This window comes from Stenotrophomonas indicatrix, from assembly GCF_050573115.1.
Taxonomy (GTDB): Bacteria; Pseudomonadota; Gammaproteobacteria; order Xanthomonadales; family Xanthomonadaceae; genus Stenotrophomonas; species Stenotrophomonas lactitubi_A.
In genome coordinates, this window is the sequence record NZ_JBNYZT010000002.1 from 72136 (window position 1) to 96818 (window position 24683).

At 65.2% G+C, this 24683-nt stretch carries 23 protein-coding genes and 10 tRNA genes; 27 read left to right on the forward strand and 6 right to left on the reverse strand.

Going from position 1 to position 24683, the window contains the following annotated elements; genetic code table 11:
* Nucleotides 1-40: 40 nt before the first annotated feature.
* Complete coding sequence (locus tag ACQ5SA_RS06165; RefSeq protein ID WP_499313468.1) at nt 41-1687, reverse strand: M48 family metalloprotease; 1647 nt, start codon at nt 1685-1687, stop codon at nt 41-43.
* Between the two features lie 146 nt (nt 1688-1833).
* On the opposite strand from ACQ5SA_RS06165, the gene grxC reads away from it, so the two are divergent.
* The 7 genes from grxC (at nt 1834) to ACQ5SA_RS06200 (ending at nt 7003) form a co-directional block, all read left to right on the forward strand.
* A complete protein-coding gene (grxC, locus tag ACQ5SA_RS06170) occupies nt 1834-2124 on the forward strand; it encodes a glutaredoxin 3 (protein ID WP_025878124.1) in 291 nt (96 codons plus the stop codon).
* Nucleotides 2121-2513: a carboxymuconolactone decarboxylase family protein gene (locus tag ACQ5SA_RS06175; protein ID WP_005408260.1), complete on the forward strand. Its 393-nt coding sequence runs from the start codon at nt 2121-2123 to the stop codon at nt 2511-2513. The genes grxC and ACQ5SA_RS06175 overlap by 4 nt, the downstream gene beginning before the upstream one ends.
* 327 nt (nt 2514-2840) lie before the next feature.
* On the forward strand, nt 2841-3845 hold the full coding sequence (locus tag ACQ5SA_RS06180; RefSeq protein WP_230112922.1) for an isocitrate dehydrogenase: 1005 nt from the start codon (nt 2841-2843) through the stop codon (nt 3843-3845).
* Between the two features lie 131 nt (nt 3846-3976).
* Complete coding sequence (locus ACQ5SA_RS06185; protein WP_499313476.1) at nt 3977-4387, forward strand: hypothetical protein; 411 nt, start codon at nt 3977-3979, stop codon at nt 4385-4387.
* 122 nt (nt 4388-4509) lie between these two features.
* Entirely contained in the window at nt 4510-5253 is a 744-nt protein-coding gene (locus ACQ5SA_RS06190) for a cysteine hydrolase family protein (protein ID WP_499313480.1), read from the forward strand.
* 53 nt (nt 5254-5306) lie between these two features.
* Nucleotides 5307-6215, forward strand: a complete 909-nt coding sequence (locus ACQ5SA_RS06195; protein ID WP_499313482.1) for a LysR family transcriptional regulator — start codon at nt 5307-5309, stop codon at nt 6213-6215.
* A gap of 26 nt (nt 6216-6241) precedes the next feature.
* Nucleotides 6242-7003: a sulfite exporter TauE/SafE family protein gene (locus tag ACQ5SA_RS06200; RefSeq protein WP_363730099.1), complete on the forward strand. Its 762-nt coding sequence runs from the start codon at nt 6242-6244 to the stop codon at nt 7001-7003.
* Between the two features lie 4 nt (nt 7004-7007).
* Here the strand turns inward: ACQ5SA_RS06200 and ACQ5SA_RS06205 are convergent, their stop codons facing one another.
* Both ACQ5SA_RS06205 and ACQ5SA_RS06210 read right to left on the reverse strand, forming a co-directional pair.
* Nucleotides 7008-7640, reverse strand: a complete 633-nt coding sequence (locus ACQ5SA_RS06205; RefSeq protein ID WP_499313490.1) for a flavin reductase family protein — start codon at nt 7638-7640, stop codon at nt 7008-7010.
* Nucleotides 7641-7735: 95 nt separating this feature from the next.
* Complete coding sequence (locus ACQ5SA_RS06210) at nt 7736-8494, reverse strand: Bax inhibitor-1/YccA family protein (protein ID WP_353100058.1); 759 nt, start codon at nt 8492-8494, stop codon at nt 7736-7738.
* Between the two features lie 181 nt (nt 8495-8675).
* Here ACQ5SA_RS06210 and ACQ5SA_RS06215 point away from each other — a divergent pair.
* From ACQ5SA_RS06215 to ACQ5SA_RS06295, 17 genes are all read left to right on the forward strand, one after another.
* A tRNA-Pro gene (locus ACQ5SA_RS06215) sits at nt 8676-8752 on the forward strand.
* A gap of 38 nt (nt 8753-8790) precedes the next feature.
* Nucleotides 8791-8867: transfer RNA gene (locus ACQ5SA_RS06220), tRNA-Arg, on the forward strand.
* Nucleotides 8868-9040: 173 nt separating this feature from the next.
* Nucleotides 9041-9117 (forward strand) — tRNA-His (locus tag ACQ5SA_RS06225).
* A 79-nt stretch (nt 9118-9196) separates the two neighbouring features.
* Nucleotides 9197-9272 (forward strand) — tRNA-Lys (locus tag ACQ5SA_RS06230).
* A gap of 150 nt (nt 9273-9422) precedes the next feature.
* Nucleotides 9423-9498 (forward strand) — tRNA-Lys (locus ACQ5SA_RS06235).
* Between the two features lie 252 nt (nt 9499-9750).
* A complete protein-coding gene (locus ACQ5SA_RS06240) occupies nt 9751-10080 on the forward strand; it encodes a hypothetical protein (RefSeq protein ID WP_230112917.1) in 330 nt (109 codons plus the stop codon).
* A 123-nt stretch (nt 10081-10203) separates the two neighbouring features.
* Nucleotides 10204-10288: transfer RNA gene (locus tag ACQ5SA_RS06245), tRNA-Leu, on the forward strand.
* A 191-nt stretch (nt 10289-10479) separates the two neighbouring features.
* Complete coding sequence (tig, locus tag ACQ5SA_RS06250; protein WP_089239108.1) at nt 10480-11775, forward strand: trigger factor; 1296 nt, start codon at nt 10480-10482, stop codon at nt 11773-11775.
* A 76-nt stretch (nt 11776-11851) separates the two neighbouring features.
* The gene (clpP, locus tag ACQ5SA_RS06255; RefSeq protein ID WP_025878142.1) at nt 11852-12478 is read left to right on the forward strand and encodes an ATP-dependent Clp endopeptidase proteolytic subunit ClpP; all 627 of its coding nucleotides are present in this window, start codon (nt 11852-11854) and stop codon (nt 12476-12478) included.
* Between the two features lie 126 nt (nt 12479-12604).
* Nucleotides 12605-13894 carry an ATP-dependent Clp protease ATP-binding subunit ClpX gene (gene clpX / locus ACQ5SA_RS06260; protein WP_099819177.1) on the forward strand — a complete coding sequence of 430 codons (1290 nt, stop codon included), beginning with the start codon at nt 12605-12607 and terminating at the stop codon, nt 13892-13894.
* A 142-nt stretch (nt 13895-14036) separates the two neighbouring features.
* Entirely contained in the window at nt 14037-16490 is a 2454-nt protein-coding gene (gene lon, locus ACQ5SA_RS06265; protein ID WP_089239112.1) for an endopeptidase La, read from the forward strand.
* Between the two features lie 218 nt (nt 16491-16708).
* A complete protein-coding gene (locus ACQ5SA_RS06270; protein ID WP_004146343.1) occupies nt 16709-16981 on the forward strand; it encodes a non-specific DNA-binding protein Hbs in 273 nt (90 codons plus the stop codon).
* 11 nt (nt 16982-16992) lie between these two features.
* Nucleotides 16993-17067, forward strand: a tRNA-Val gene (locus tag ACQ5SA_RS06275).
* Between the two features lie 25 nt (nt 17068-17092).
* A tRNA-Asp gene (locus ACQ5SA_RS06280) sits at nt 17093-17169 on the forward strand.
* Nucleotides 17170-17258: 89 nt separating this feature from the next.
* Nucleotides 17259-17335: transfer RNA gene (locus ACQ5SA_RS06285), tRNA-Asp, on the forward strand.
* Nucleotides 17336-17442: 107 nt separating this feature from the next.
* A tRNA-Asp gene (locus ACQ5SA_RS06290) sits at nt 17443-17519 on the forward strand.
* A gap of 184 nt (nt 17520-17703) precedes the next feature.
* Complete coding sequence (locus ACQ5SA_RS06295; protein ID WP_499313501.1) at nt 17704-19659, forward strand: peptidyl-prolyl cis-trans isomerase; 1956 nt, start codon at nt 17704-17706, stop codon at nt 19657-19659.
* Nucleotides 19660-20023: 364 nt separating this feature from the next.
* Here ACQ5SA_RS06295 and ACQ5SA_RS06300 read toward each other — a convergent pair whose 3' ends face one another.
* Together ACQ5SA_RS06300 and gloB are read right to left on the reverse strand one after the other, a co-directional pair.
* Nucleotides 20024-21226 (reverse strand): lytic transglycosylase domain-containing protein, encoded by a 1203-nt coding sequence (locus tag ACQ5SA_RS06300; RefSeq protein WP_089239116.1) that lies wholly within the window; start codon nt 21224-21226, stop codon nt 20024-20026.
* Nucleotides 21223-21987 carry a hydroxyacylglutathione hydrolase gene (gene gloB, locus ACQ5SA_RS06305; RefSeq protein ID WP_108265121.1) on the reverse strand — a complete coding sequence of 255 codons (765 nt, stop codon included), beginning with the start codon at nt 21985-21987 and terminating at the stop codon, nt 21223-21225. Before gloB ends, ACQ5SA_RS06300 begins: the two co-directional genes overlap by 4 nt.
* Nucleotides 21988-21998: 11 nt before the next feature.
* Between gloB and ACQ5SA_RS06310 the strand changes: the two genes are divergently transcribed.
* From ACQ5SA_RS06310 to dnaQ, 3 genes are read left to right on the forward strand one after another with little or no spacing between them, the layout of a single operon-like run.
* A complete protein-coding gene (locus ACQ5SA_RS06310; protein WP_229979223.1) occupies nt 21999-22643 on the forward strand; it encodes a class I SAM-dependent methyltransferase in 645 nt (214 codons plus the stop codon).
* Between the two features lie 12 nt (nt 22644-22655).
* Entirely contained in the window at nt 22656-23108 is a 453-nt protein-coding gene (gene rnhA / locus ACQ5SA_RS06315; RefSeq protein ID WP_025878155.1) for a ribonuclease HI, read from the forward strand.
* Between the two features lie 4 nt (nt 23109-23112).
* The gene (dnaQ, locus tag ACQ5SA_RS06320; RefSeq protein ID WP_499313508.1) at nt 23113-23841 is read left to right on the forward strand and encodes a DNA polymerase III subunit epsilon; all 729 of its coding nucleotides are present in this window, start codon (nt 23113-23115) and stop codon (nt 23839-23841) included.
* A 99-nt stretch (nt 23842-23940) separates the two neighbouring features.
* On the opposite strand, the gene ACQ5SA_RS06325 is transcribed toward dnaQ, so the two are convergent.
* Nucleotides 23941-24645 carry a PP2C family protein-serine/threonine phosphatase gene (locus tag ACQ5SA_RS06325; protein ID WP_099819184.1) on the reverse strand — a complete coding sequence of 235 codons (705 nt, stop codon included), beginning with the start codon at nt 24643-24645 and terminating at the stop codon, nt 23941-23943.
* Between the last annotated feature and the right edge of the window lie 38 nt (nt 24646-24683).

The following is a 24683-nucleotide window of genomic DNA, read 5'->3' on the forward strand; positions in this document are numbered from 1 at the left end:
CGGCATCTGGCATTCCTGCCATCTGCCGGTCATGCCGTACTCAGCGGCGGTCCAGGTCCGGGTCCTGCACACCCTGCCGACGCAGCTCCAGGACGGTGGGCGTGATCGACTCGATCCGCGCATCCACCCGCGCCCTGCCCACGTAGTCCAGGGCGGGGTTGCGCTTGAGTGCCTGCAGCTGCATCAGGGCCTGTTCCGGGCGCCCGCCCAGGAATGCCGCCTCGGCATAGGCCTCGCTGGCGCGGACACTGTCGCCGGCCAGTTCACTGGCGCGGGCGTAGCGCTGCTGGAAGACCGGATCGTTACCGCTTTGCGACAGCAGCGGACGCAGCATCGCCTGCGCGCGCTGACCCGCAGCCTGGCCGCCCTGCTCGTTCAGGATCTCGGCATAGGTCAGGGCCACCGGCCGGCTGTTGGGGTGCTCGTGCAGCAGCTGCTCGAAGTGCACGTTGGCCTGGGCTGATTGGCCGGTGCGCGATTCCGCCTCGGCCAGGGCCAGGGCGACCCACAGGCTGTCCGGATGGGTCTTCAGCAGATCGGTGAGGGTCTGCCGGGCCTGGCTGGCACCGTTGCGGCCGCCACGCATCGTGGCCAGTGCCTGGCCGTAACGCTGGGCGTCATCCAGGCCGTCCTTCTGCCGCCGCGCAAGATCGGCGTACTCGCGTTCCAGTTCGGCGGCGCTGTCGGCACTGAGCACGCGCAGGCGTTCACGGGCCCAGTTGAAATCACCACTGGCGCCGCGGCTGAGCTGGCCGACCGGAACCCGCAGCACGCTGCTGGGCAACAGCGGGTTGATGCCGCGCAGCAGCGGATCGCCCAGGGTCGGGTCGGCCGGGTCCACCCGTTCCCTGCGCTCGCCGCTGGGCGTGCGCGTGGTCAGCAGCACCGTGTCCTTCTTCATCTGTTCTGCGCGGGCCTTGGCCTCGCTGATGCGGGTGGTGTTGACCGGGTGGGTGCGCAGGAAGTCGGGAACGCTGTAGCCGCCATCGTTTCCGCGCATGGCCGAGGACATGCGCTCGAAGAAGCCGGCCATCGCATCCACGTCGTAGCCGCTGCGCGACAGTGTACGGATGCCCAGCCGGTCAGCCTCGGATTCATTGGAGCGGGTGTAGTCGATCTGCCGCTGCTGCATCAGGCCCATGCCCGAGCTGATCGCCGCCATGGTGGCGTTGCCCGAGGAGGAGCTGTTGCTGGCCTGGGCGGCGACCACCGCCGCCAGCATGCCCAGCAGGATCGGGATCTGGTCGCGCTGGGCGCGCTCGACCCCGCGCAGCACGTGCTGTTGGGTGACGTGGGCGATTTCGTGCGACAGCACCGCCGCCACCTCGTCCTCGCGCTCGGCCGTCAGCACCAGGCCGGCATTGACGCCGATATAGCCGCCGAGGGTGGCGAAGGCATTGATCTGGCGGTCCTTCATCACGAAGAACGTGTAGGGCTGGCGCGGCTGGTCGCTGTTGGAGCCAAGGCGGGTGCCCATGGTCTGCAGCCAGTCGTTGACCAGTGGATCGTCCAGCAGGTAGCCGTAGTTGCGCAGCTCGCGCAGCATCATCGCGCCGTACTCGGCCTGGCGGGCCGGGGTCAGCAGTTCGCCCGCCGAGGAGCCGATGTCCGGCAGCTTCTCCTGGGCCTGCGCCAGCGGGGCGGCCAGGGCCAGGGTGAGGGCAGCGGTGAGCAGCAGGGGTCGCAAGCGATCGATCCTCGGGCAGAGTTTGCCCAGCGTGGCAGGGCAGGGGGCAACCATTCGTTAATCAATCCACAGTGTTGCGGGCGTGGCGTGGAAATTCCAGCGCACCGGTACCATATATGGACCGTCGATCCATCGTGGAGTTTCCCGTGACAGCCCAGTCCGCCGGCGCTACCCCCGCCATCACCATCTATTCCACCGCCGTCTGCCCGTACTGCGTGGCCGCCAAGAACTTCCTCAAGAGCAAGGGCCAGCAATGGACCGAGGTCCGCATCGACCTGGACCCGGTCGAGCGCGAGAAGATGATGGCCAAGACCCGCCGTACCAGCGTCCCGCAGATCTTTGTGGGCGACGTCCATGTCGGCGGCTACGACGACATGATGGCCCTGCACCGTGAAGGCAAGCTCGAGCCGCTGCTGGCCGGGCAGGGCCAGGCATGAGCGCGGCCGACGACGGCAGCAAGGACCGTATCGCCGAGTTCACCGACTTCCGCAAGCGCATGAATGAACGCATCCTGGGCGAGCCGAACCAGGTGGTGCGCCGCTTCTTCGCGCTGGACACGCAGACCTACCAGGCCGGCGCGCTGGATGTGAAGACCAAGGAGCTGCTGGGCCTGGTGGCCTCGATGGTGCTGCGCTGCGACGACTGCATCAGCTACCACGTGGCCCAGTGCAAGGACGCCGGGGTCACCCGTGAAGAGTTCTTCGAGACCTTCTCGGTCGGCCTGGTGGTCGGCGGTTCGATCGTGATCCCGCACCTGCGCCGCGCCGTGGACTTCCTCGACCAGCTGGAAGGCGGCGCCGCCGCCCCGGCCGCGCACGAACACTGAGCCCGGACGCTACCGGAACCGGGCTATCTGGTAGTGCCGGCCGCTGGCCGGCATCCAGTGGACCCAAATCGGCCGAGGTTGCCGGCCAGCGGCCGGCACTACCCGCGATCTTCCCGCCCAGGAGCCCCTTCTTGTTGAAGGGGCGCGCCGACAGGTGGGGGTAGAGGAGGAATGCGAGGGCAATTCTGCCTGAGCCGGGGACTGGGACCATGGTCTATTTGGGACCTCGGCCCCGGCTCAGGCATAATTGCGGGTGAAACTTCCTTTGCGCCGGCGTTTCCGGGCACGTCCGGACGGCGTTTTTCCCCCTGTTCGGAACATCGATCAATGACGCAGAAAATTACGGTCATCCGCGGCGACGGCATTGGCCCGGAAATCATGGACGCCACCCTGTTCGTGCTCGACCAGCTCAAGACTGGCCTGGAGTACGAAGACGCCGACGCCGGCCTGGTGGCCCTGGAGAAGCACGGCGATCTGATGCCGGCGGTGACCCTGGAATCGATCGCGCGCAACAAGGTCGCGCTGAAGAGCCCGCTGACCACGCCGGTCGGTGGTGGCTTCACCTCGATCAACGTCAGCCTGCGCCGCCACTTCGACCTGTACGCCAACGTGCGTCCGGCCCACACCTTCCCGAACACCAAGTCGCGTTTCAGCAACGTCGACCTGATCACCGTTCGTGAGAACACCGAAGGCGCGTACCTGGCCGAAGGCCAGGAAGTGTCGGCCGACGGCGAGACCGCGTTCTCCGGCACCCGCATCACCCGCAAGGGCTCCGAGCGCATCGTGCGTTACGCCTTCGAGCTGGCCCGCAGCACCGGCCGCAAGAAGGTCACCGCCGTGCACAAGGCCAACATCATCAAGTCGACCTCGGGCCTGTTCCTGGCCGTGGCGCGCGAAGTGGCGGCCAAGTATCCGGACATCGAGTTCCAGGAAATGATCGTCGACAACTGCTGCATGCAGTTGGTGATGCGTCCGGAACAGTTCGACATCATCGTCACCACCAACCTGTTCGGCGACATCATCTCCGACCTGTGTGCCGGTCTGGTCGGTGGCCTGGGCCTGGCCCCGGGTGCCAACATCGGTGAGAACGCGGCGATCTTCGAAGCCGTGCACGGCACCGCGCCGGACATCGCCGGCCAGGGCAAGGCCAATCCGTGCGCCCTGCTGCTGGCAGCGGCACAGATGCTGGACCATGTCGGCCAGCCGGAAAATGCCGAGCGCCTGCGCAAGGCCATCGTCGCCACGCTGGAAGCCAAGGATTCGCTGACCGGCGACCTCGGCGGTACCGGCAACACGATGGGCTTCGCCAAGGCGATCGCCAGCCGCCTGTAAGCGGCCGGCTGTCTTGCTGGAGATCGTCGCAGGCGATTTCCCGCAGGGCCTCGGGTAGTTGCAGACGGGCCGTCCTTGTACGGCCCGTCTGCGTTTTGAGCTGCGCATTTTTCACCGACAGGATGTTATGGATGCCTGAGACGGCTGTGTGGATCCTGGCGGCTGCTGCCGTTTACGTTCTGGCTGTGGCCATCTACTTCGTCTTCTACTGGCCCTGGTCCCGTGCGCAGCGCGCGCTGCGTCGCCTGCGGCAGCATGCGGCGGCGGTCCGGACCCTGCGCCAGTCCGAGGCGCGGGCACTGCGCTTGATCGAGTTCCCGCCAGGCGCACCTGTGTATCTGTTGGAAGGCTCCTGCGCGGAGTTCATCATCAGGAGCCGGCATCCTCCTGCCCAGCACGTCCATACGCTGGCCGGAGTACCGGTGAAGTATCCGGCAAACCTGGAGCATGCCAAGCGCGCTGGCCGCAACACCGCCGACGTCGTGTTGGGCCGCGACCACGCGATGATCGTGCGGCTCAATGGGACAAAGCTGACCCCGTAGCGTCGACGCCACAACCAATCGTCTGTGCATGTTCCGCACAGATCATGTTCCCGTACATGGCTGGTTCGTGCGTCCTGTGCTCCGCATCCTGTGCCCACTTTCCACCGCACAGGAGCTCTCCCATGAACCTCACCGCCTTTGGCCTGGCCAGTCTGATCGGCATGGCCGCCGTTGCCCCCGTCATCGCCGCCGAACCGGCCCATCCCACCATCCGCCACATGGCCGGTGCGCCATCGCTGGCTTCGCTCGATGCTGCGAAGACTGCCGTGCTGGTGATCGATTTCCAGAACGAGTACTTCGATGCCGGCGCTGCACAGGGTTTTGCTGGCGGCCGCATGGTGATTCCCGATGGCGTGGCCGCGCTGCATCAGGCGCGCCGCGTGGTGCAGTTCGCCGATGCCAACGGCATCCGCGTGATCCATGTGCAGCACGTGCTGCCGGCCGGCGCGCCGCTGTTCGCGCAGGGCAGCGTCAATGCCGCCTTCCACCGTGACATGCAACCGCGCAAGGGCGAGGCCGTGGTGCAGAAGGACAACGTCAGCGTGTTCGCGGGTGCCTCGGCAGCGGTATTGGACAAGGCTCTGAAGGACGCCGGTATCGACACCCTGATCGTCACTGGCCTGCAGACCCATGCCTGCGTTGCCGGTGCTGCACGTGATGCCGCTGCAGCTCCGCGCGGCTATCGGGTGATCGTCGCCTCCGATGCCACGGCCAGCCGCGATCTGGATCTGGCCAGCGGCCAGAAGATCGGGCATCGGGCGCTGCACGAGGCATCACTGGCGCAGATCGAGGACGCCTTTGGTGATGTCGTGACCACCGATGCGCTGCTCGCCTTGCCGGTGCACAAGGCGGGCGATGGTGCTTGATAAGCTGGCGGGGTCCGCACCCAGCGGGTCCCGCCAACCGGAGTTGCCCGCCGATGGATCATTTCGTTGCCCTGCGTGCGTTGCGCGCGATCGTTGACGCCGGCAGCTTCACCGCGGCCGCTGAGCGCCTGGGGACCACCCATTCGGCGATGTCGCGGCAGTTGCGTCAACTTGAAGAGCACCTGCAGGTGCGGCTGCTGGATCGCAATAGCCGGCGGCTGTCGCTGACCGAGGCCGGGCGCGACTACCATCGGGAGGCCGTGGCGCTGCTTGATCGCCTGGAGGCCGCCGACGATCGCGCACGCGCCGGCCAGGCGCAGCCCAGTGGTCGGTTGCGGATCAGCGTGCCGCAGGTCGTCGCCAGCCAGGAGCTGCCGCACTGGTTGCCCTCCTTCCTGCAACGCTACCCCGAGGTGGCGCTGGATCTGTCCGCTGACGATCAGCTCGTCGATGTCGTCGGAGGCGGTTTCGATCTCGCCCTGCGCATCGCGCCTTCACTGCCGGATAGTCAGCTGGTCGCGCGGGAACTCGCCCGTTGCCCGCGCATTCTCGTCGCCGCACCGGCCTATCTGGCGCGCCATGGATTGCCGCGGCAGGTGGCCGATCTGCAGCGGCACGCATTGCTGGCATTCAGTCCGACCGCGGCGATCGCGCCGTGGCACCTGCACGGGCCGAGGGGCGTCATCGCCACGGTCGAGGCTGGCCAACGCCTGCGCGTAGACGCGACACCCGCGCTGTACGCCGCCACGCTGGCCGGTCTGGGGATCACCCTGTTCACTGCACTTACCGTGCAGGAGGATCTGCGCAGTGGTCGCCTGATCCGCGTGCTGCCCCAGTGGCACGGCGGCCCGCGCTGCTATTTCGCGCTGTACCCGCATGCACGCGCGCTGGCGCCGAAGGTGCGGGCGCTGGTCGATCATCTGGCCGCGCATTACGCTGCAGCGTCGGGTGCGGCAGGGTAGTCGCACGGCAGCGGTGAGGAGTGGGGATGGAGTCGGTGTATCTGCTGGTCGCGTTGGGCGCGATCGTCGCGGGCTTCGTACAGGGCCTGTCGGGTTTCGCGTTCGGCATGGTCGCGATGTCGTTCTGGGCGTGGGGGCTGGATCCCCGGCTTGCGGCGACGCTTTCGGTGTTCGGCGCGCTGGTCGGCCAGTTGCTGGCGGTGTTCACCGTGCGCCGTGGCTTCAACCTGCGCCTGCTGCTGCCGTTCGTGCTCGGTGGGTTGGCGGGCATTCCGCTTGGCGTGCTGGTGCTGCCGCAGCTGGACATGGTCTGGTTCAAGGCGCTGCTGGGAGGATTCCTTGCGCTGTGGTGCCCGGTGATGCTGATGGCGCGTTCGTTGCCACGGGTCACCGTTGGCGGCCGGTTCGGCGACGCGCTGGCCGGTATGGCCGGCGGTGTGCTCAGTGGCATCGGTGGCTTCGCCGGACCGGTACCGACGCTGTGGAGCACGCTGCGTGGCTTCGGCAAGGACGAGCAGCGCGCGGTCATCCAGAACTTCAACCTGGCGATGCTGGCGGTGACCATGGCCACCTATGTCGGTACCGGCATGGTCACCCTGCAGATGCTGCCGTACTTCGCCATCGTCGCGCCGGCGATGCTGGTGCCAACGCTGCTGGGAGCGAAGCTGTATGTCGGTATCAGTGAAGTGCGTTTCCGGCAGATCGTGCTGGGGCTGTTGACGGCCTCCGGCGTTGCCATGCTGGCCTCGTCGCTGCCGTTGCTGCTGTCCCGCGGGGCGGCGGGATGAGGGCTCAGGCGGGCCGCAGCATGCGGAAGCGTTGCTCGGCGGTGATCCGGAAATAGTCGGCCGGTCCGCCGCCGCGCAGGATGGTGTCGCTCGCTGCAGTGTCGTAGATGCCGTCGACGAGCAACCGCGTATCGATATGCACGGCGACCACTTCTCCCAGTACCAGCCAGCCATCGGTGTCATTGCCGGCCGCATCACGCAGACGCACGATCTGCGTGCAGCGGCACTCCATGCTCACCGGGCTCTGCGCCACGCGCGGCGGAGCAACCTGCTCCGAGGCCAGTGGTGTCAGCCCGGCCAGGACGAACTCGTCCACGTCTGGCGCGACTGCGCGGCAGCTCTCGTTCATTGCCTGGGCCAGGTCGAATGTGGCGAGGTTCCAGACGAACTCGCCGGTGGCTTCGATGTTGCGCAGCGAGTCCTTGCGGCCCTGGCTGCTGAAACCAATGATCGGCGGCGTGTAGTTGAACGCGTTGAAGAAGCTGTAGGGCGCCAGGTTCACATTGCTGTCGGCATCACGACTGCAGATCCAGCCGATGGGGCGGGGGCCGATGATGGCGTTGAACGGATCGTGTGGCAGGCGATGGCCATCGGCCGGGCGATAGCTGTGGAAGCGGGGAGGGGTGGGGTCTGCCATGGGCGTGTTTCCGCGGGAGTCGAGCGTGCTCGACGCTACAAAAAAGGCCGCGATCCCGACGGACCGCGGCCTTGTCGTTTACGGCATGGACTGGATCAGCGCTGCTGGATCTTCGACAGCAGGCGCAGGAACTCCACATACAGCCAGACCAGGGTCACCATCAGGCCGAATGCGCCATACCATTCCATGTACTTCGGCGCGCGCTGGGCCACGCCGGTTTCGATGAAGTCGAAATCCAGCACCAGGTTCAGCGCGGCCACGACCACCACGAACAGGCTGAAGGCGATGCCCAGCCAGCTGGCGTCATGGATCACCGGCACGTTGATGTTGAAGAAGCCCAGCACGAACGAGGCCAGGTACAGCAGGGCGATGCCGCCGGTGGCGGCGACCACGCCGAGCTTGAAGTTCTCGGTAGCCTTGATCAGGCCGCTGCGGTAAGCGAACAGCAGCGCGAACAAGGTGCCGAAGGTCAGCAGCACCGCCTGGAACACGATGCCCGGGAACTTCATGTTGAACACGGCCGAGATGGCGCCCAGGAACAGGCCCTCCACCAGCGCATACATCGGTGCGGTGACCGGCGACCATTCCTTCTTGAACACGGTGATCAGTGCCAGCACCAGGCCACCGATAGCCCCGCCCATGGCGTACAGCTTGGCGCCGGCCATCACCTGGCCATAGTCGTCTACGGTCTGGTTCCAGGCAAACGCTGCAGTCAGCACTGTCAGCAGCAGCAGGAAGCCGGTCTTGTTGACGGTGCCGTTGAGGGTCATTACCTGGCCGGGGCTGGATACCACCGAACCACTGGCCAGATCGAGGAAGGTCGACTCTGAAAGAGCCGGGTTGCCGCTGCGCATGCGAGTTCTCCGTGCGAAAAGGGGGCGATTCGGCCATCCGGCCGATGGCTGCGAGCATAGCCGATGGCTGCGTACGCTGTGGTCATGGCGGGGCAGGGCGGGGATTGCGCGTTGACAGTTCGCACGGCGCTTGGCCACAATGGTCAGCTCCCCGGGTCCAGGCCCGAGGGGATTGCAACACCGGGGTATAGCGCAGTCTGGTAGCGCGCCTGCTTTGGGAGCAGGATGTCGGGGGTTCGAATCCCTCTACCCCGACCAATCCACATCACGTCGGATTGGACGCCGTTCCGGTTCGGGCGCCCGTAGCTCAACTGGATAGAGCACCGGCCTTCTAAGCCGGCGGTTACAGGTTCGATTCCTGTCGGGCGCGCCATTGGTGCGACACCGGAACGCAGCTGGCGGATGTGAAGAAGTGCTTGCAAAAGCCTGGCGACTCCACCAGAATGTCGGACTCGCTTCGGCGGACCGGAACTTCGGTGACAGTCCTCGGGCAATGTATAAAGCGTCAGCGTCGGCAGCATCGACGGTGAAGCGAAAGTTTCAGTGGTGGCTGTAGCTCAGTTGGTTAGAGTACCGGATTGTGATTCCGGTGGTCGGGGGTTCGAATCCCCTCAGCCACCCCACTGATTCAACCGCATCGGCAGCGCCGAAACGGTATTGCAATAAACAGAGTGCACGCTACAATGTGCGTCTGAGTTTCAAGGGCTGTTAGCTCAGTTGGTAGAGCAGTTGACTCTTAATCAATAGGTCCAAGGTTCGAATCCTTGACAGCCCACCAAGACAGAAGCCATCGGGTTCGCCCGGTGGCTTTTTTCTTCAGATGTAACCCTTCGCGATGGATCGCCGGTTGCAGTGCTTGTTTCAATGAAGTTGAAGAAAGTACTTGCAACGCCCTCGCGGATCGGGTCATAATTCGCCCCCCGATTTCGGGCTGTTAGCTCAGTTGGTAGAGCAGTTGACTCTTAATCAATAGGTCCAAGGTTCGAATCCTTGACAGCCCACCAGACGAAAGCCACTTGGTCCGCCAAGTGGCTTTTTTCTTGCCTGCGACCGCATCGGCAGGTCTACGCCATGCGTGGAAGACCGCACGAAGCACACACGCCACGCATGGCGTCGATCTACTGAAGCGCGGCTGAAATCAGCGTCAAATGCGTCATCGGCATGTTCAATGCTGTGAGCTGCTTCTCACCGGTTGCCGCCGGCATCGCTCCCAATAGGTGTTCCGCGCCGAAGGCGCATGCATGAGGAGTGCTTCGATGGCAGTCAACAAGAGCGTGGGCGTGATCCTGTCCAGCGTGGTGGTGGTCGCCCTGTCGGGCTGCAGGGCGGACGACGCCGCCACTGCCGGGGCCGCGCCGGATCACGCGCAGACAGTGGAGCGCGCGGCCGATGCCGAGCATGTCCCCGCGCAACCGGTCGACGCAGCGACGGCAATGCGTCCAGCCCAGGCGACGGGGGAGGGGGTGCCCGCAGATGCGGTTGAATTGAGGCGCTCCGACGATGGCTCGACGCTTGAGATCCGCAAGCGTGATGCGGCGCAGGGTAGCGACGGTGCGGCGTCGGCGCCGGCGCAACCCGCGCACTGATCCGATGGTCCGGGCCGGCATTCGCCGCCCGGGCCGCTTTCATCGCCTCTTGTCGTATTCAGTTTTGTGGAAGCCTTCCGCTTTCCGCCCCCGCCTGCAACAATGAACGCCTGAGCCGGCCACGCGAAAGTGGCGGAATTGGTAGACGCCCTGGATTTAGGTTCCAGTGCCGCAAGGCGTGGGGGTTCGAGTCCCCCCTTTCGCACCAGGCCGGCCCGTCCCCCGCCCAGTCGGGCATTCCGCGTCAACCCCTGCGCCCCGCCATGCTGGCGGCGCCGCCCGAATTGGGCGAAACTAAAGGGCTGCGGCAAGCAGGCGCGTCATCGACGTCGTGTCCTTACAACCGTTTCATCCATCATCGAGCCGGGGGCCAGGGCGCCACCGGTGGCAGGAGTCAACATGCAAGCTTCGATCGAAACCATCGGCAACCTGGAACGCCGCCTGAGCTTCTCGCTGCCGGAAGACCGTCTGCAGAGCCACATCAACGGCCGCCTGGGCGAAATCGCCCGCACCACCCGTATCAAGGGTTTCCGTCCGGGCAAAGTGCCGGCCAAGGTGATCGAGCAGCGCTTCGGCGCGCAGGTCCGTGGCGAGGCGCTGGATGGCCTGCTGCGCGAAACCTTCGACGCGGCCGTGCGCGAGCACGACCTGCGCATCGTCGGCAGCCCGCGCATCGACAAGGGTGACGAGGGTGAGTTCTCCTTCGTGGCCACCGTCGAAGTGGTGCCGGACTTCGGTGACATCGACGTCAGCAAGCTGACCGTCGTGCGCCACACCGCCGAGATCACCGATGCCGACATCGACCAGATGATCGAGAACCTGCAGACCCAGCGTCGCAGCTGGTCGCCGGTTACCCGTGCCGCGCAGGACGGCGACCTGGTTGCACTGGAAACCTGGTCGCAGGCCGGTGACGAGCGCCTGCCGGCGGAAGGCACCGAGAAGGGCAGCATCGTGCTCGGCCAGGGCATGATGTTCGAGACCATCGAGCAGGGCCTGGTCGGCATGACCAAGGACGAAGAGAAGACCCTGGACGTCGAGTTCCCGGCTGACTGGCGCGTGCCGGCGCTGGCGGGCAAGACCGTGCAGGTCACCGTCAAGGTCACCGACGTCTCCGAGCCGGTCGTGCCGGCGGTCGATGAAGCCTTCATCAAGAGCTTCGGCGTGAAGGGCGGCGACGTCGAGCAGTTCCGCAGCGACATCCGTGCCAACCTCGAGCGCGAGCTCAAGGGCGCGCTGATGAATCGCCTGCGTCGTGAAGTCGGCGAGCAGCTGATCGCGGCCTACGCTTCGGTGGAAATGCCGCCGCGCCTGGTCGAGAACGAAGCCCGCGCCATGCTGGCCCAGCAGGTCGAGCAGATCCGCCGCAGCGGCCGCAACCCGGGCGAGATCCCGGCCGATGCCCACGAAGGCTTCAAGGACGCTGCTGCCAAGCGCGTGCTGGTCGGTCTGGTGGTCGGCGAAGTGGCCCGCAGCAACGACCTGCGCCTGGAGCCGAAGCGCCTGAATGAAACGATGCGCCTGATCGCCTCGACCTATGAAGAGCCGGAACAGGTCATTGAGATGTACCGCAACGACCCCCAGCTGATGTCTGGCCTGCAGAACCGCGTGATGGAAGAGCAGGTGATCGACTGGATCGCCGAGCGCGCCCAGCACACTGAAGAAAAGCTGTCGTTCCAGGACGCGATCCGCCAGTAATCCCGGGCGGATCCCCGGATGCCCCGCGCCAGCCCTGGCGCGGGGTTGTTTCCCCCCAAGATAGGTACCTCACGAAATGGACAACCGAACCAAAGCCCTGAACATGGTTCCCATGGTGGTCGAGCAGACCAGCCGCGGCGAGCGTGCCTACGACATCTATTCGCGCCTGTTGAAGGAGCGCCTGATCTTCCTGGTGGGCCCGATCGACGATCACATGGCCAACGTGGTGGTGGCGCAGCTGCTGTTCCTGGAAGCGGAAAACCCGGAAAAGGACATCAGCATCTACATCAACTCGCCGGGTGGCGTGGTCACCGCCGGCATGGCGATCTACGACACCATGCAGTACATCAAGCCGGACGTGAGCACCATCTGCGTCGGCCAGGCCGCCTCGATGGGCGCGCTGCTGCTGGCTTCCGGTGCAGCCGGCAAGCGCTATGCGCTGCCGAACTCGCGGGTGATGATCCACCAGCCGCTGGGCGGCTTCCAGGGCCAGGCCACCGACATCGACATCCACGCACGCGAGATCCTGACCCTGCGTGCGCGCCTGAACGAAGTGCTGGCCAAGCACACCGGCCAGTCGCTGGAGACCATCGCGCGTGATACCGAGCGCGACAACTTCAAGAGCGCGGTCGATGCGGTCGCCTACGGCCTGGTCGACCAGGTCCTGGAGCGTCGTCCGGAAGAGTCGATCCAGGCCGGCTGACCGGCACTCACGGGGCCATGGCAGGCCCCGTTCCTGCGGGGTCGGATGGACTGATGTCCTTCCGGCCCTGTGTTATTCTCGAATCGAACCCCCGTTCAGCGGGCGGCGTAACTGGGTAAGCGAAGCATGAGCGAAGACCGCCAAGGTCGTTCCACGGACACCGGCAAGATCCTCTACTGCTCTTTCTGCGGCAAGAGCCAGCATGAAGTGCGCAAGCTGATTGCCGGTCCGAGCGTGTTCATCTGCGATGAGTGCGTGGAGCTGTGCAACGACATCATCCGTGAAGAACTTGAGGAAAAGGCGCAGTCGGCGCGCAGTTCGCTGCCCAAGCCGCGCGAGATCCTCGAGGTGCTCGACCAGTACGTGATCGGCCAGAACCGCGCGAAGCGGACGTTGGCCGTGGCCGTGTACAACCACTACAAGCGCATCGAGAGCCGCCAGAAGAACGACGAAGTCGAGCTGGCGAAGTCGAACATCCTGCTGGTCGGTCCGACCGGTTCGGGCAAGACCCTGCTGGCCGAAACACTGGCCCGCCTGCTCAACGTGCCGTTCACCATGGCCGACGCCACCACGCTGACCGAAGCCGGTTACGTGGGCGAGGACGTGGAGAACATCATCCAGAAGCTGCTGCAGAAGTGCGACTACGACGTCGAGAAGGCACAGCAGGGCATCGTCTACATCGATGAAATCGACAAGATCTCGCGCAAGAGCGAGAACCCGTCGATCACCCGCGATGTGTCCGGCGAAGGCGTGCAGCAGGCCCTGTTGAAGCTGATCGAAGGCACCGTGGCCAGCGTTCCGCCGCAGGGTGGGCGCAAGCATCCGCAGCAGGAATTCCTGCAGGTGGACACCAAGAACATCCTGTTCATCTGCGGCGGCGCGTTCGCCGGGCTGGACAAGGTGATCCAGCAGCGTTCCAACGACGCCGGCGGCATTGGTTTCGGTGCCAAGGTGAAGAGCAGCGAGCGCAAGCAGGAAGTGGGCAAGGTGCTGGCCGAAGTCGAGCCGGAAGACCTGATCAAGTTCGGCCTGATTCCCGAGTTCGTGGGCCGCCTGCCGGTGGTCGCGACCCTGGAGGAGCTGGACGAGCCGGCCCTGATCCGCATCCTGACCGAGCCGAAGAACGCCATCACCAAGCAGTTCAAGAAGCTGTTCGAGATGGAGAACGTCGAGCTGGAGTTCCGTCCGGACGCGTTGTCGGCCATCGCCAAGAAGGCGCTCAAGCGCAAGACGGGTGCACGTGGCCTGCGTACCATCGTCGAATCGGTGCTGCTGGACACCATGTACGACCTGCCGTCGCAGGAAAACGTCAGCAAGGTTGTCGTGGATGAATCGGTGATCGAGCACAAGTCTGAGCCGTACCTGATCTACCAGACCCCGCCGGCCCCTGAACAGAAGGCCGCTGGCGCCGAATGATCCTTTCAACTTGTTGAATAGAAAGAATTTTCTCGGAACGTCTTGCATCTGAAAGCCGATGGCCCCATAACGGGGCCATCGGCTTTTTTTGTCTCCGGAAGATGCCCTCCCGGAGACGGTTTTCCCCTTCCCTGGAGCCCCCATGGCCCGTTCCCCAAGTGAGACCCTCGACCTGCCGGTCCTGCCGCTGCGCGACGTAGTGGTATTCCCGCACATGGTCATCCCGCTGTTCGTCGGCCGCGACAAGTCCATGCATGCGCTGGAACAGGCAATGGAAGCGGACAAGCGCATCCTGCTGCTGGCGCAGAAGTCGGCCGAGACCGATGACCCGCAGGCCGCCGACCTCTACCAGGTCGGCACCCTGGCGCAGGTGCTGCAGCTGCTGAAGCTGCCCGACGGCACCATCAAGGTGCTGGTCGAAGGCCTGTCACGCGTGCAGGTGACCAGCGTCAGCGAGCGTGATGGATCGCTGCACGGCCAGGCCGTGGAAATCGACGCTACCGATGCACGTGAGCCGCGCGAGATCGAGGCGATCGCCCGCTCGCTGATGTCGCTGTTCGAGCAGTACGTCAAGACCAACCGCAAGCTGCCGCCGGAGCTGCTGCAGACCCTGGCCGGCATCGATGAGCCGACGCGCCTTGCCGACACCATCGCCGCGCATATCAGCGTGCGGCTGTCGGACAAGCAGCGCCTGCTGGAAACGCTGGCCGTGGGCGAACGCCTGGAGATGCTGGTTGGTCTGGTCGACGGCGAGATCGACGTGCAGCAGATGGAAAAGCGCATCCGCGGCCGCGTGAAGTCGCAGATGGAAAAGAGCCAGCGCGAGTATTACCTCAACGAACAGATGAAGGCCATCCAGAAGGAGCTGGGTGACCTTGACGACGCGCCGGGTGAGCTGGAAGAGCTGGCGCGCAAGATTGCCGAAGCGGGCATGCCCAAGCCGGTGGAAACCAAGGCGCGCAACGAGCTCAACAAGCTCAAGCAGATGTCGCCGATGTCCGCCGAAGCAGCGGTCGTGCGCAACTACCTGGAGTGGCTGCTGGGCGTGCCGTGGAAGAAGCGCAGCAAGGTGCGCAAGGACCTCAAGGCCGCGCAGGACACCCTCGATGCCGATCACTACGGTCTGGAGAAGGTCAAGGAACGCATCCTTGAATACCTGGCGGTGCAGTCGCGTGTGAAGCAGATGAAGGGCCCGATCCTGTGCCTGGTCGGACCGCCGGGCGTGGGCAAGACCTCGCTGGGCCAGTCCATCGCCAAGGCCACCAACCGCAAGTTCGTGCGCATGTCGCTGGGCGGCGTGCGCGACGAAGCCGAGATCCGTGGCCACCGTCGTACCTATGTCGGTTCGATGCCGGGCCGCATCGTGCAGAACCTCAACAAGGTTGGCAGCAAGAACCCGCTGTTCGTGCTGGACGAGATCGACAAGATGTCGATGGACTTCCGCGGCGATCCGTCTTCGGCGCTGCTGGAAGTGCTCGACCCCGAGCAGAACAACGCGTTCAACGACCACTACCTGGAAGTGGACCTGGACTTGTCCGAAGTGATGTTCGTGGCCACCTCGAACTCGCTCAACATTCCGGGTCCGCTGCTGGACCGCATGGAAGTGATCCGCATCCCCGGTTACACCGAGGATGAGAAGCTCAACATCGCCACCCGTTACCTGGCTCCCAAGCAGATCAAGGCCAATGGCCTGAAGCCGGAAGAGCTGGAGATCGGCAGCGATGCGATCCAGGACATCGTGCGCTACTACACGCGCGAATCCGGCGTGCGCAACCTGGAACGCGAAATCGCCAAGATCTGCCGCAAGGTGGTGAAGGAGATCGCGCTGGGTGGACCGCAGCCGGTGGCGAAGGCGAAGAAGGGCGCGCGCAAGTCCAAGGCGCTGGTGAGCGTGTCCAGCAAGAACCTGGACAAGTACCTGGGCGTGCGTCGCTTCGACTTCGGCCGCGCCGAAGAAGAGAACGAGATCGGCCTGGTCACGGGCCTGGCGTGGACCGAAGTCGGTGGCGATCTGCTGCAGATCGAATCGACGCTGGTACCGGGCAAGGGCCAGCTGATCCTGACCGGCCAGCTCGGCAACGTGATGAAGGAATCGGCGTCGGCGGCGTTGTCGGTGGTGCGTTCGCGCGCCGAGCGCTTCGGTATCGACGCGGACTTCCTGCAGAAGCACGACGTGCATCTGCATGTGCCCGATGGTGCGACGCCGAAGGATGGCCCCAGCGCCGGTGCGGCGATGGTGACGTCGCTGGTGTCGATGCTGACCAAGGTGGCCGTGCGCGCCGATGTGGCGATGACCGGCGAAATCACCCTGCGTGGTCGCGTCACCGCGATCGGCGGCCTGAAGGAGAAGCTGCTGGCGGCCCTGCGCGGCGGAATCCGCACGGTGATCATCCCTGATGAGAACCGCAAGGATCTTGCTGACATTCCGGCCAACGTCACCCGCGATCTGGAGATCGTGCCGGTGAAGTACATCGATGAAGTGCTCGATCTGGCACTGGAACGTCCGCTGGCACCGAAGAAGACGCGCAAGAGTGCGCAGCGCGTCACGGTGCGCAGCAAGGCCAAACCGAGTGGAAACGCCCGCGTCAAGCATTGATGCGTCCTGTCGAAATGCTTGAAACCCGCGTCGTTGCTGGCTTTCCAGCTTGCGTGGGGGTAGGGCCGCTGGTATAAAAGCAGCACTCGCGAATGAGTGATCGCAGTCAGCGCTCACTGAATTCGGCGAACCGTTTCCACATGGCAACCGCATGCAGACGTCGTGCGGTTGCTTCCCTGTCGAATACGCGGAACCCACCGCCAAAGGAGTTGTAAAGAATGAACAAGACCGAATTGATCGATGCCGTTGCTGAAGCTGCCGACCTGACCAAGGCCGAGTCCAGCCGCGCTGTCGATGCCGTCGTTGCTGCCGTCACCAAGGCGCTGAAGGACGGCGATGCGGTCACCCTGGTTGGCTTCGGTACCTTCCAGGTCCGCGACCGTGCTGCCCGCACCGGCCGCAACCCGAAGACCGGCGACACCATCAAGATCGCTGCTTCGAAGAATCCGTCGTTCAAGGCTGGTAAGGCCCTGAAGGATGCTGTAAACTAAGCGGCTCGCTGGGGTGCTTAGCTCAGCGGTAGAGCGTCTCCTTTACACGGAGAGGGTCGGGGGTTCGAAACCCTCAGCACCCACCACAGCACCGCGGTAAGTTTGAAATGTGGAGCGGTAGTTCAGCTGGTTAGAATGCTGGCCTGTCACGCCGGAGGTCGCGGGTTCGAGTCCCGTCCGCTCCGCCATTTTCAACGAGGCCCCCGGCCGAAAAGCTGGGGGCCTTGTTTTCTCTCCAACCACCCGGTTGCAGAGAAAACAAAGAGGTCTGCAATACGGAGCGGTAGTTCAGCTGGTTAGAATGCTGGCCTGTCACGCCGGAGGTCGCGGGTTCGAGTCCCGTCCGCTCCGCCATTGCAAAACTCTTAAATCCTCGTGAAAAAACTTTGAAAAAAGTGTTCAGCGGGGTAGGTTTTCAGGAAGTCTTCGGATATACTGAGCGCCTGCAAAGTTTCAAGCGCGGAGCGGTAGTTCAGCTGGTTAGAATGCTGGCCTGTCACGCCGGAGGTCGCGGGTTCGAGTCCCGTCCGCTCCGCCAACTCTAAGAGCCCTCGACGCAAGTCGGGGGCTTTTTCTTTGCGTCGTTTTCATCGTTTGATGCGCGCGATCGTGTCGATCGCCTGGCCAGGGTGGCGCCAGGCCCCGCCGGCACTGCTTTTGGTCCACGCCGCGAAGCGGGTTACACTGCCGGGCTCGCCAATCAAGCCTTGTGATTCCTCACCATGCTGCAGAAACTCCGCGACAAGACCTCAGGCTGGATCGTTACCGTGATCCTGGGGCTGCTGATGATTCCGTTCCTGTTCGTCATCGACAACAGCTACCTCGGTGGCGTCGGCGCACAGAACGTCGCCAAGGTTTCGGCACCGCCGACCTGGTGGCGCTCGGCACCGTCCTGGTGGCCGGTGCGCATGATGTGGCAGCACCATGAGATCAGCGCACAGGACTTCCGCACCCGTTTCGAACAGGAACGCATGCGCGAACGCCAGCAGCAGGGCGAGAACTTCGACCCGCGCGCGTTCGAAAGCACCGAGAACAAGCTGGCCGTACTCGACCAGTTGATCGACGAGCAGGTCGTGCGCCTGGTCGGTGAGCAGGCCGGTGTCGTGATTGGCGACGGCGCTGTGCGCGAATACATCACCACCATCCCGGGCTTCCTGGGCGCCGATGGCAAGTTCAGCGAGAGCAATTACCGTCTGGCCCTGGCCGGTGGCAATCCGCCGCGCACGCCGACGCAGTTCCAGGAACTGGTGCGTGAAAGCCTGCAGCAGTCGGTGATCCCGTCGGGCCTGCAGAATTCCGGCTTTGTCACCCAGGCCGAGACCGAGCGTCTGTTGAAGCTGCTGGGCGAAACCCGCGATGTGGAACTGGCCGCGCTTCCGGAAGTTCCGGTGGATACCGCGCCGGTGACCGATGCGCAGATCAAGCAGTGGTACGACAGCCATGGCAAGGACTTCCGCCAGGCCGAGTCGGTGTCGCTGGAATATGTCGAGCTCAACGGTGCGAACCTGCCGGCGCCGACCGCGGCCGACGAGGCGACCCTGCGCAAGCGCTACGACGACGAGAAGGCCAAGTTCACCACGCCGGAACAGCGTCAGGCGGCGCACATCCTGATCACCGGCGACGGTGCTGAAGCCAAGGCCGCCAAGCTGGCTGTCGAAGCGAAGGCGGCAGGTGCCGACTTTGCCGCGCTGGCCAAGGCGAATTCGGAAGATCCCGGTTCCAAGGCGCAGGGCGGTGACCTGGGTTGGGTGGAACGTGGCGCGATGGTCAAGCCGTTTGAAGACGCGCTGTTTGGCGCCAAGGCCGGTGAAGTGATCGGCCCGGTCAAGACCGACTTCGGCTATCACATCATCAAGGTCGCTGCGGTTCGTGGTGGCCAGGGCAAGTCGTTCGAGGAAGTGCGTGACACGCTGGCTGCCGAGCAGTTGAAGGCCGACGGCGAGCGCGGCTTCAACGATCTGGCTGGTCGCCTGGTTGATGCCATCAACAAGAGCCCGAGCGACCTGGCTGCAGCCGCCAAGGATGTCGGCCTGCCCATGCAGACGCTGGGCCCGATCACGCGCACCACCGCCACCGGCATTGCCGCGGATCCGGCGGTGCTGCGTGCCGCCTTCTCTGACCTGCTGGTGCAGGACGGTACCGCCAGCGATCCGATCGCGCTGGGTGGCAGCAGCAACCACAGCGTGGTGATCCGTGTTGCCGCGCATACCCCCGAGCAGGCGATGCCGCTGGACAAGGCGCGTGAGCAGGTGATCGCCGCGATCCGTGCCGACCGCCAGCGCCAGGCCGGTGACAAGGCCGCTGATGCCTTGCTGGCCAAGCTGAAGGCGGGCGCGACTCTGCAGTCGCTGGCTGCCAGCGAGAAGCTGCAGCTGAGCCCGATGCCGGGCCTGCCGCGCAGCCAGCCGGTGCCGACCCCGGAGATCAACCGCGCGATCTTCAGCGCCCCGCTGCCTGCCGAAGGCAAGCCGAGCTACGGCAAGATCGACGTCAATGGCCATGCACTGGTCTTCGCGGTGAACAAGGTCAACCCGGGCGACATCAAGGAAGTGACCGCCGAGCAGCAGAAGCAGTTGAAGGACCAGCTGAGCCAGATCGACGGCATGGCTGCGGCCAAGGCCTACATCGAGGCGATGCGCAAGCAGTTCTTGATCCAGACCACCGAAGCGAACCTGTAAGCCCTCTGGTGAGCAGGAACAAAAAGGCCCGGCATTGCCGGGCCTTTTTTGTTGTCGCAACCTCGATCAAACCGTGACCCGAGCAATGAGTGCCGACCAAGGTCGGCCGCTACCAGAAGTGACACGCGTCTGCTCCTGCTCTTCATCTTCTAATCCGTGGGTGCCACCAGAAACTATCAGGGGACGGGCGGGGTGGGCGCGCGGGGGTGTCCGCGGCATGGATGCCGCGGCCAAGCCCCCAAGGATGGGTTCACGGCGTCCCCCGTGGGCCCACCTCGCTCGTCCCAACTCATGATTGCTGTTGCGGCCACCCGCGAGGGGCTCCGCCGTTGGCCGGAAACCGCGCGTCAGCGCCGCACCGACCTCAATCTTCGACGCGCAGTACCGCGCCTGGCTTCAGCACGCTGCTGCCGCTCAAGCCATTCAGCGACAGCAGTGCCTTGACCGGCATGCCGTAGCGACGGGCGATGGTCCAGGCCGATTCGCCGTTGCGCACGGTGTGGCGACGGTTGCGCGGGCGATCAGCAGCCGACGCGACCACCTTTGCCACCTGCGGGCTCGGCGCGGCGCTGGCGGTGCTGGCCAGTGCGGTGGCCACGGCCGTGCTGGCGATGTCGGCAACGTCCGCGTTGGACGCTGAGACCGGGGCCAGTACGCGTGCGGTGCCCGACGGACGGTTGCCGGCGGCCAGTGCCGGGTTCAAGCGGGCGATCTTCGCCGGGTCCAGGGCGCGCTGGGCGGCCCACTGCTGGACGCTGGTGCCCGCCGGCAGGGTGTGGTCCTTCAGCACCGGTACGGTGCGGTCCAGCGAGGCCATCACGCCCGGCTGGTCTTCCACGTCTTCCAGCACGCAGGCCAGGGCATGCAGCTTCTCGACATAGGCGTGAGTGACCGGCGACAGTCCGGGCAAGCCGGCCGGCTTGGCGTTCTGCGCGTTCATGCCGGCCTTGCGCATGGACTGCAGCACGCGGTACTCGCCAGCGTTGTAGGCCATGGTGGCCAGGCGCCAGTCGCCGCCGAACATGCCATGCAGGGTCTTCAGGTAGCGCACGGCAGCCTGGGTGGACTCCACTGCCGACAGTCGGCCGTCGTAGTTGTTGCTCATCGGCACGCGATGGTTGCGAGCGGTAGTGGCGATGAACTGCCACAGGCCGGTTGGGCCGCTGCCGTTGCGGGCATTGGGCCGGTAGCCGCTTTCGACGAACGGAATCAGGGCGAATTCGGTGGGCAGGTTGGCTTTGCGCAGCTCTTCGACCACATAGCCGAACAGCACCAGCGCGTCGTCATCCTGGTTGGCCAGCCGCGAAGGGGCGTGGGCGAACTGCTTCTGCCAGCGCGGGCTGGTGGCCTCGGCGTCGCAGCTCGGTTCAGCCAGGCCGTCGCGGAAGCTGGAGAAGATCTCCTGGCCGTTGCGTACCGATGCGGCCGGCAGCGTCGACGGATCCAGCGGCAGGGCCGAGGCGGCGGTCAGGTTCTGGCTGATGCCGGCGCCCAGCGATTGTGCGCCGGCAGTTCCGGCCAACCCCAGGACAAGACCCAGGGCCAGCGGCAGACTTCGGCGACTCATGCGCGGAAGCCGTCTTTCCAGTGCCGGAGACCGGCCATGACGTCGACGTCGTCCACGACCTCGCGCCCCAGGTGCGCCGACACGGCCGCGCGGATGGGCGCAGTGTGGGTACGCAGGAACGGATTACAGGCAATTTCATCGGCCAGGGATACTGGCAGGGTGGAACGGTCATCGCGGCGCATGGCCAAAGCCTCCTCTTGGCGCTGCAACAAGGCAGCGTTGGCGGGGTCGACATGCCGCGCGAAGACGGCATTTGACACGGTGTACTCGTGAGCGCAACACAGCAGCAGTTGCGCGGGCAGGGCACCCAGCTTGCGCATCGATGCCAGCAGCTGGGACGGCGTACCTTCGAACAGGCGTCCACAGCCCAGGCTGAACAACGAATCTCCGCTGAAAAGCTGTTCAGCGGTGTGAAACGCGATGTGGCTGCGGGTGTGCCCGGGGACGGATAGTACGTGGAACATCTGGCCCAGTGCCTGAACACGTTCACCTTCACCGACCCGCTCGGTGGCCATCGGGATGCGCTCTTCGACCGGTGCAACCACGCGCACGCCGGGGAAACGCGCCTGCAATGCCGGCACTCCGTCGATGTGGTCGTCGTGGTGGTGGGTGAGCAGGATGGTGTCCACGCGCACCCCCTGCGCAGCCAGCGCCAGTACCGGCGCAGCGTCACCGGGATCGACGACCACGGCAGCACCGTCGTCGGCGATCAGCATCCAGATGTAGTTGTCCGCAAATGCGGGCAGGGCAGTCAGTCGCATAGAATTGGACCATGCCCGCGCTGCAGAGCACCCGTCAAGCGAGCCAGGCCCCGTGGTTCGACAGCGAACCGGCGGAGGCCTTGCGCGTGCTCGAACGGCAACTGCTGCTGCCGCAGCTGTCGCTGCTGCCGACCCGGCCCTGGTTGTGGATCGCCCCCAGCGCCGCCTGGCTGGCTGATGCGCAGCTGGGCGGGCGTGGCCTGCGCCTGCATCGCGAGGGCACTGGCTACGCTGGCGATACCCGCTGCGCACTGCCGTTGCCGCTGCCCAACGAGAGCGTCAACGCCATCGTGCTGCAGCATGTGACCGTCGGTGATGCCGACCATCTGCTGGACGAATGCGAGCGCGTGTTGATGCCCGGCGGCCATCTGTGGCTGACCAGCCTCAATCCGTTCAGCCCGTTCCGCACCCGCTGGCGCCAGCACGGGCTGGCGGTGCGCACGCCGCAGCGGATCCGCCAGCTGCTGCAGCGCCACGGGCTGGAATGCGAGGACACGCGCTACCTGGGGCCGATGTGGCAGGGTGCCGGCAGCCGCCGTCGCGGCGGCTGGGCCCCCCTGCGCGCGGCCTGTCTGTTCCACGCCGAAAAACGCACGCTGGCCCTGCCCGGGCCAACCCCGTTGCCCGTGCGCTGGCACGGCACCGTTGCTACCTGATCTGGAGTTGTATTGAAAACCATCGAAATCCACACCGACGGTTCCTGCCTCGGCAATCCCGGCCCCGGCGGCTGGGCGGCGCTGCTGCGTTACAAGGGGCATGAGCGCGAACTGAGCGGTGGTGAAGCGCATACCACCAACAATCGGATGGAGCTGATGGCGGCCATTTCCGGCCTGGAGTCGCTGACCGAACCCTGCGAGATCGTCCTCTACACCGATTCGCAGTATGTACGGCAGGGCCTGACCCAGTGGCTGCCGGGCTGGATCCGCAAGAACTGGAAGACCGCCGGCGGTGATCCGGTGAAGAACCGTGAACTGTGGGAGCGCCTGCAGGCAGCCACGCTGCGACACCAGATCGACTGGCGCTGGGTGAAAGGCCACTCCGGCGACCCGGACAATGAACGCGTGGATACCCTGGCCCGCAACGCCGCGATCCAGATCCGCGACGGCAGCCCGGTAAACTGAGCCCATGCGTCAGATCATCCTTGATACCGAAACCACCGGCCTGGAGTGGAAGAAGGGCAACCGCGTCGTCGAAATCGGCTGCGTCGAGTTGTTCAAGCGCCGCCCGACCGGCAACACCTATCACCAGTACCTGAAGCCTGACTGCGAATTCGAACAGGGCGCGCAGGAAGTCACCGGCCTGACCCTGGAATTCCTGGCCGACAAGCCGGAGTTCGCGCAGGTCGTGGAGGAGTTCCTGGCCTTCATCGATGGCGCCGAGCTGATCATCCACAACGCGGCGTTCGATCTGGGCTTCCTCGACAACGAGCTGTCCCTGCTCGGCGAGCAGTACGGGAAGATCACCGACCGCTGCACGGTGATCGATACCCTGGCGCTGGCGCGCGAGCGTTTCCCGGGTCAGCGCAACTCGCTCGATGCCCTGTGCAAGCGGCTGGGCGTGGACAACTCGCACCGCGCCCTGCATGGCGGTCTGCTGGATGCGCAGATCCTGGGCGATGTGTACATCGCGCTGACCTCGGGCCAGGAGGAGATCGGCTTCGGGCTGGGCGATGACGATGCCGGCGGTGCCGCGGCGTTGCAGGCGTTCGATGCGTCCAAGCTGCTGCCGCGCCCGCGCGTGGTGGCCACGCCGTCGGAACAGGAAGCGCATGCGGCGCGTCTGGAGCGGTTGCGCAAGAAGGCCGGCCACGCATTGTGGGACGGCCCGAAGGTGGAAGAGGCCGCTAGCGTGTAGTGCCGGCCGCTGGCCGGAATTTTCGATACGCTGCGGTTCTTGAGGTTGCCGGCCAGCGGCCGGCACTACCGGATCCACGCCATGCGTGGATGCCGTTGCTCAGTGGCACCTCACCAGGATCACAGTGATGTTGTCCGAACCACCGCCGTCGAGGGCGGTGGCGACCAGGCTGTCCACGCATTCCTGCGCGCTGGCATCGTCGAAGGCGAGAGTGCGGGCGATGCCGCGATCATCCACTTCCTCGGTCAGGCCATCACTGCACAGCAGCAACTGCATGCCCGGCCGCAGCTCGCCGCTGGTGGTTGCCACGTTCAGGTGTGCCGGGTCGGTGACGCCCAGTGCCTGGGTGACCACGTTGCGGTGCGGATGGGCGCGCGCCTGCTCGGCGGTCAGGTTGCCCTGCGCGACCAGTTCCTGCACCACGCTGTGGTCCTGGCTGAGCTGGGCAAGCTGGCCATCGCGCCACAGATAGGCGCGGCTGTCGCCGACCCAGGCGACTTCGTAGCGATTGCCCTGTACCCGTGCAGCGACCACGGTCGTGCCCATCGGCAGGCTGTCGTTGCGCCGGCGCGAGGCGCGGATGATCTCTTCATCGGCCGTGCGGATCGCCTGCGCCAACGGCGCGCCACGGCGGATCTCGCGGACGATGGTCTCGCGCGCCAGTGCACTGGCCACCTCGCCGCAGGCGTGCCCGCCCATGCCGTCGGCCACCAGCCACAGGGCCAGCTCGCCGTCACCGTAATAGGTGTCCTCGTTGAGCTCGCGGCGCAGGCCGGGGTGGGTGAGATGTCCGAATTCGATCATGGTGGCTGCTGGGGACGGGGTAATGCCGGGGAGAACGG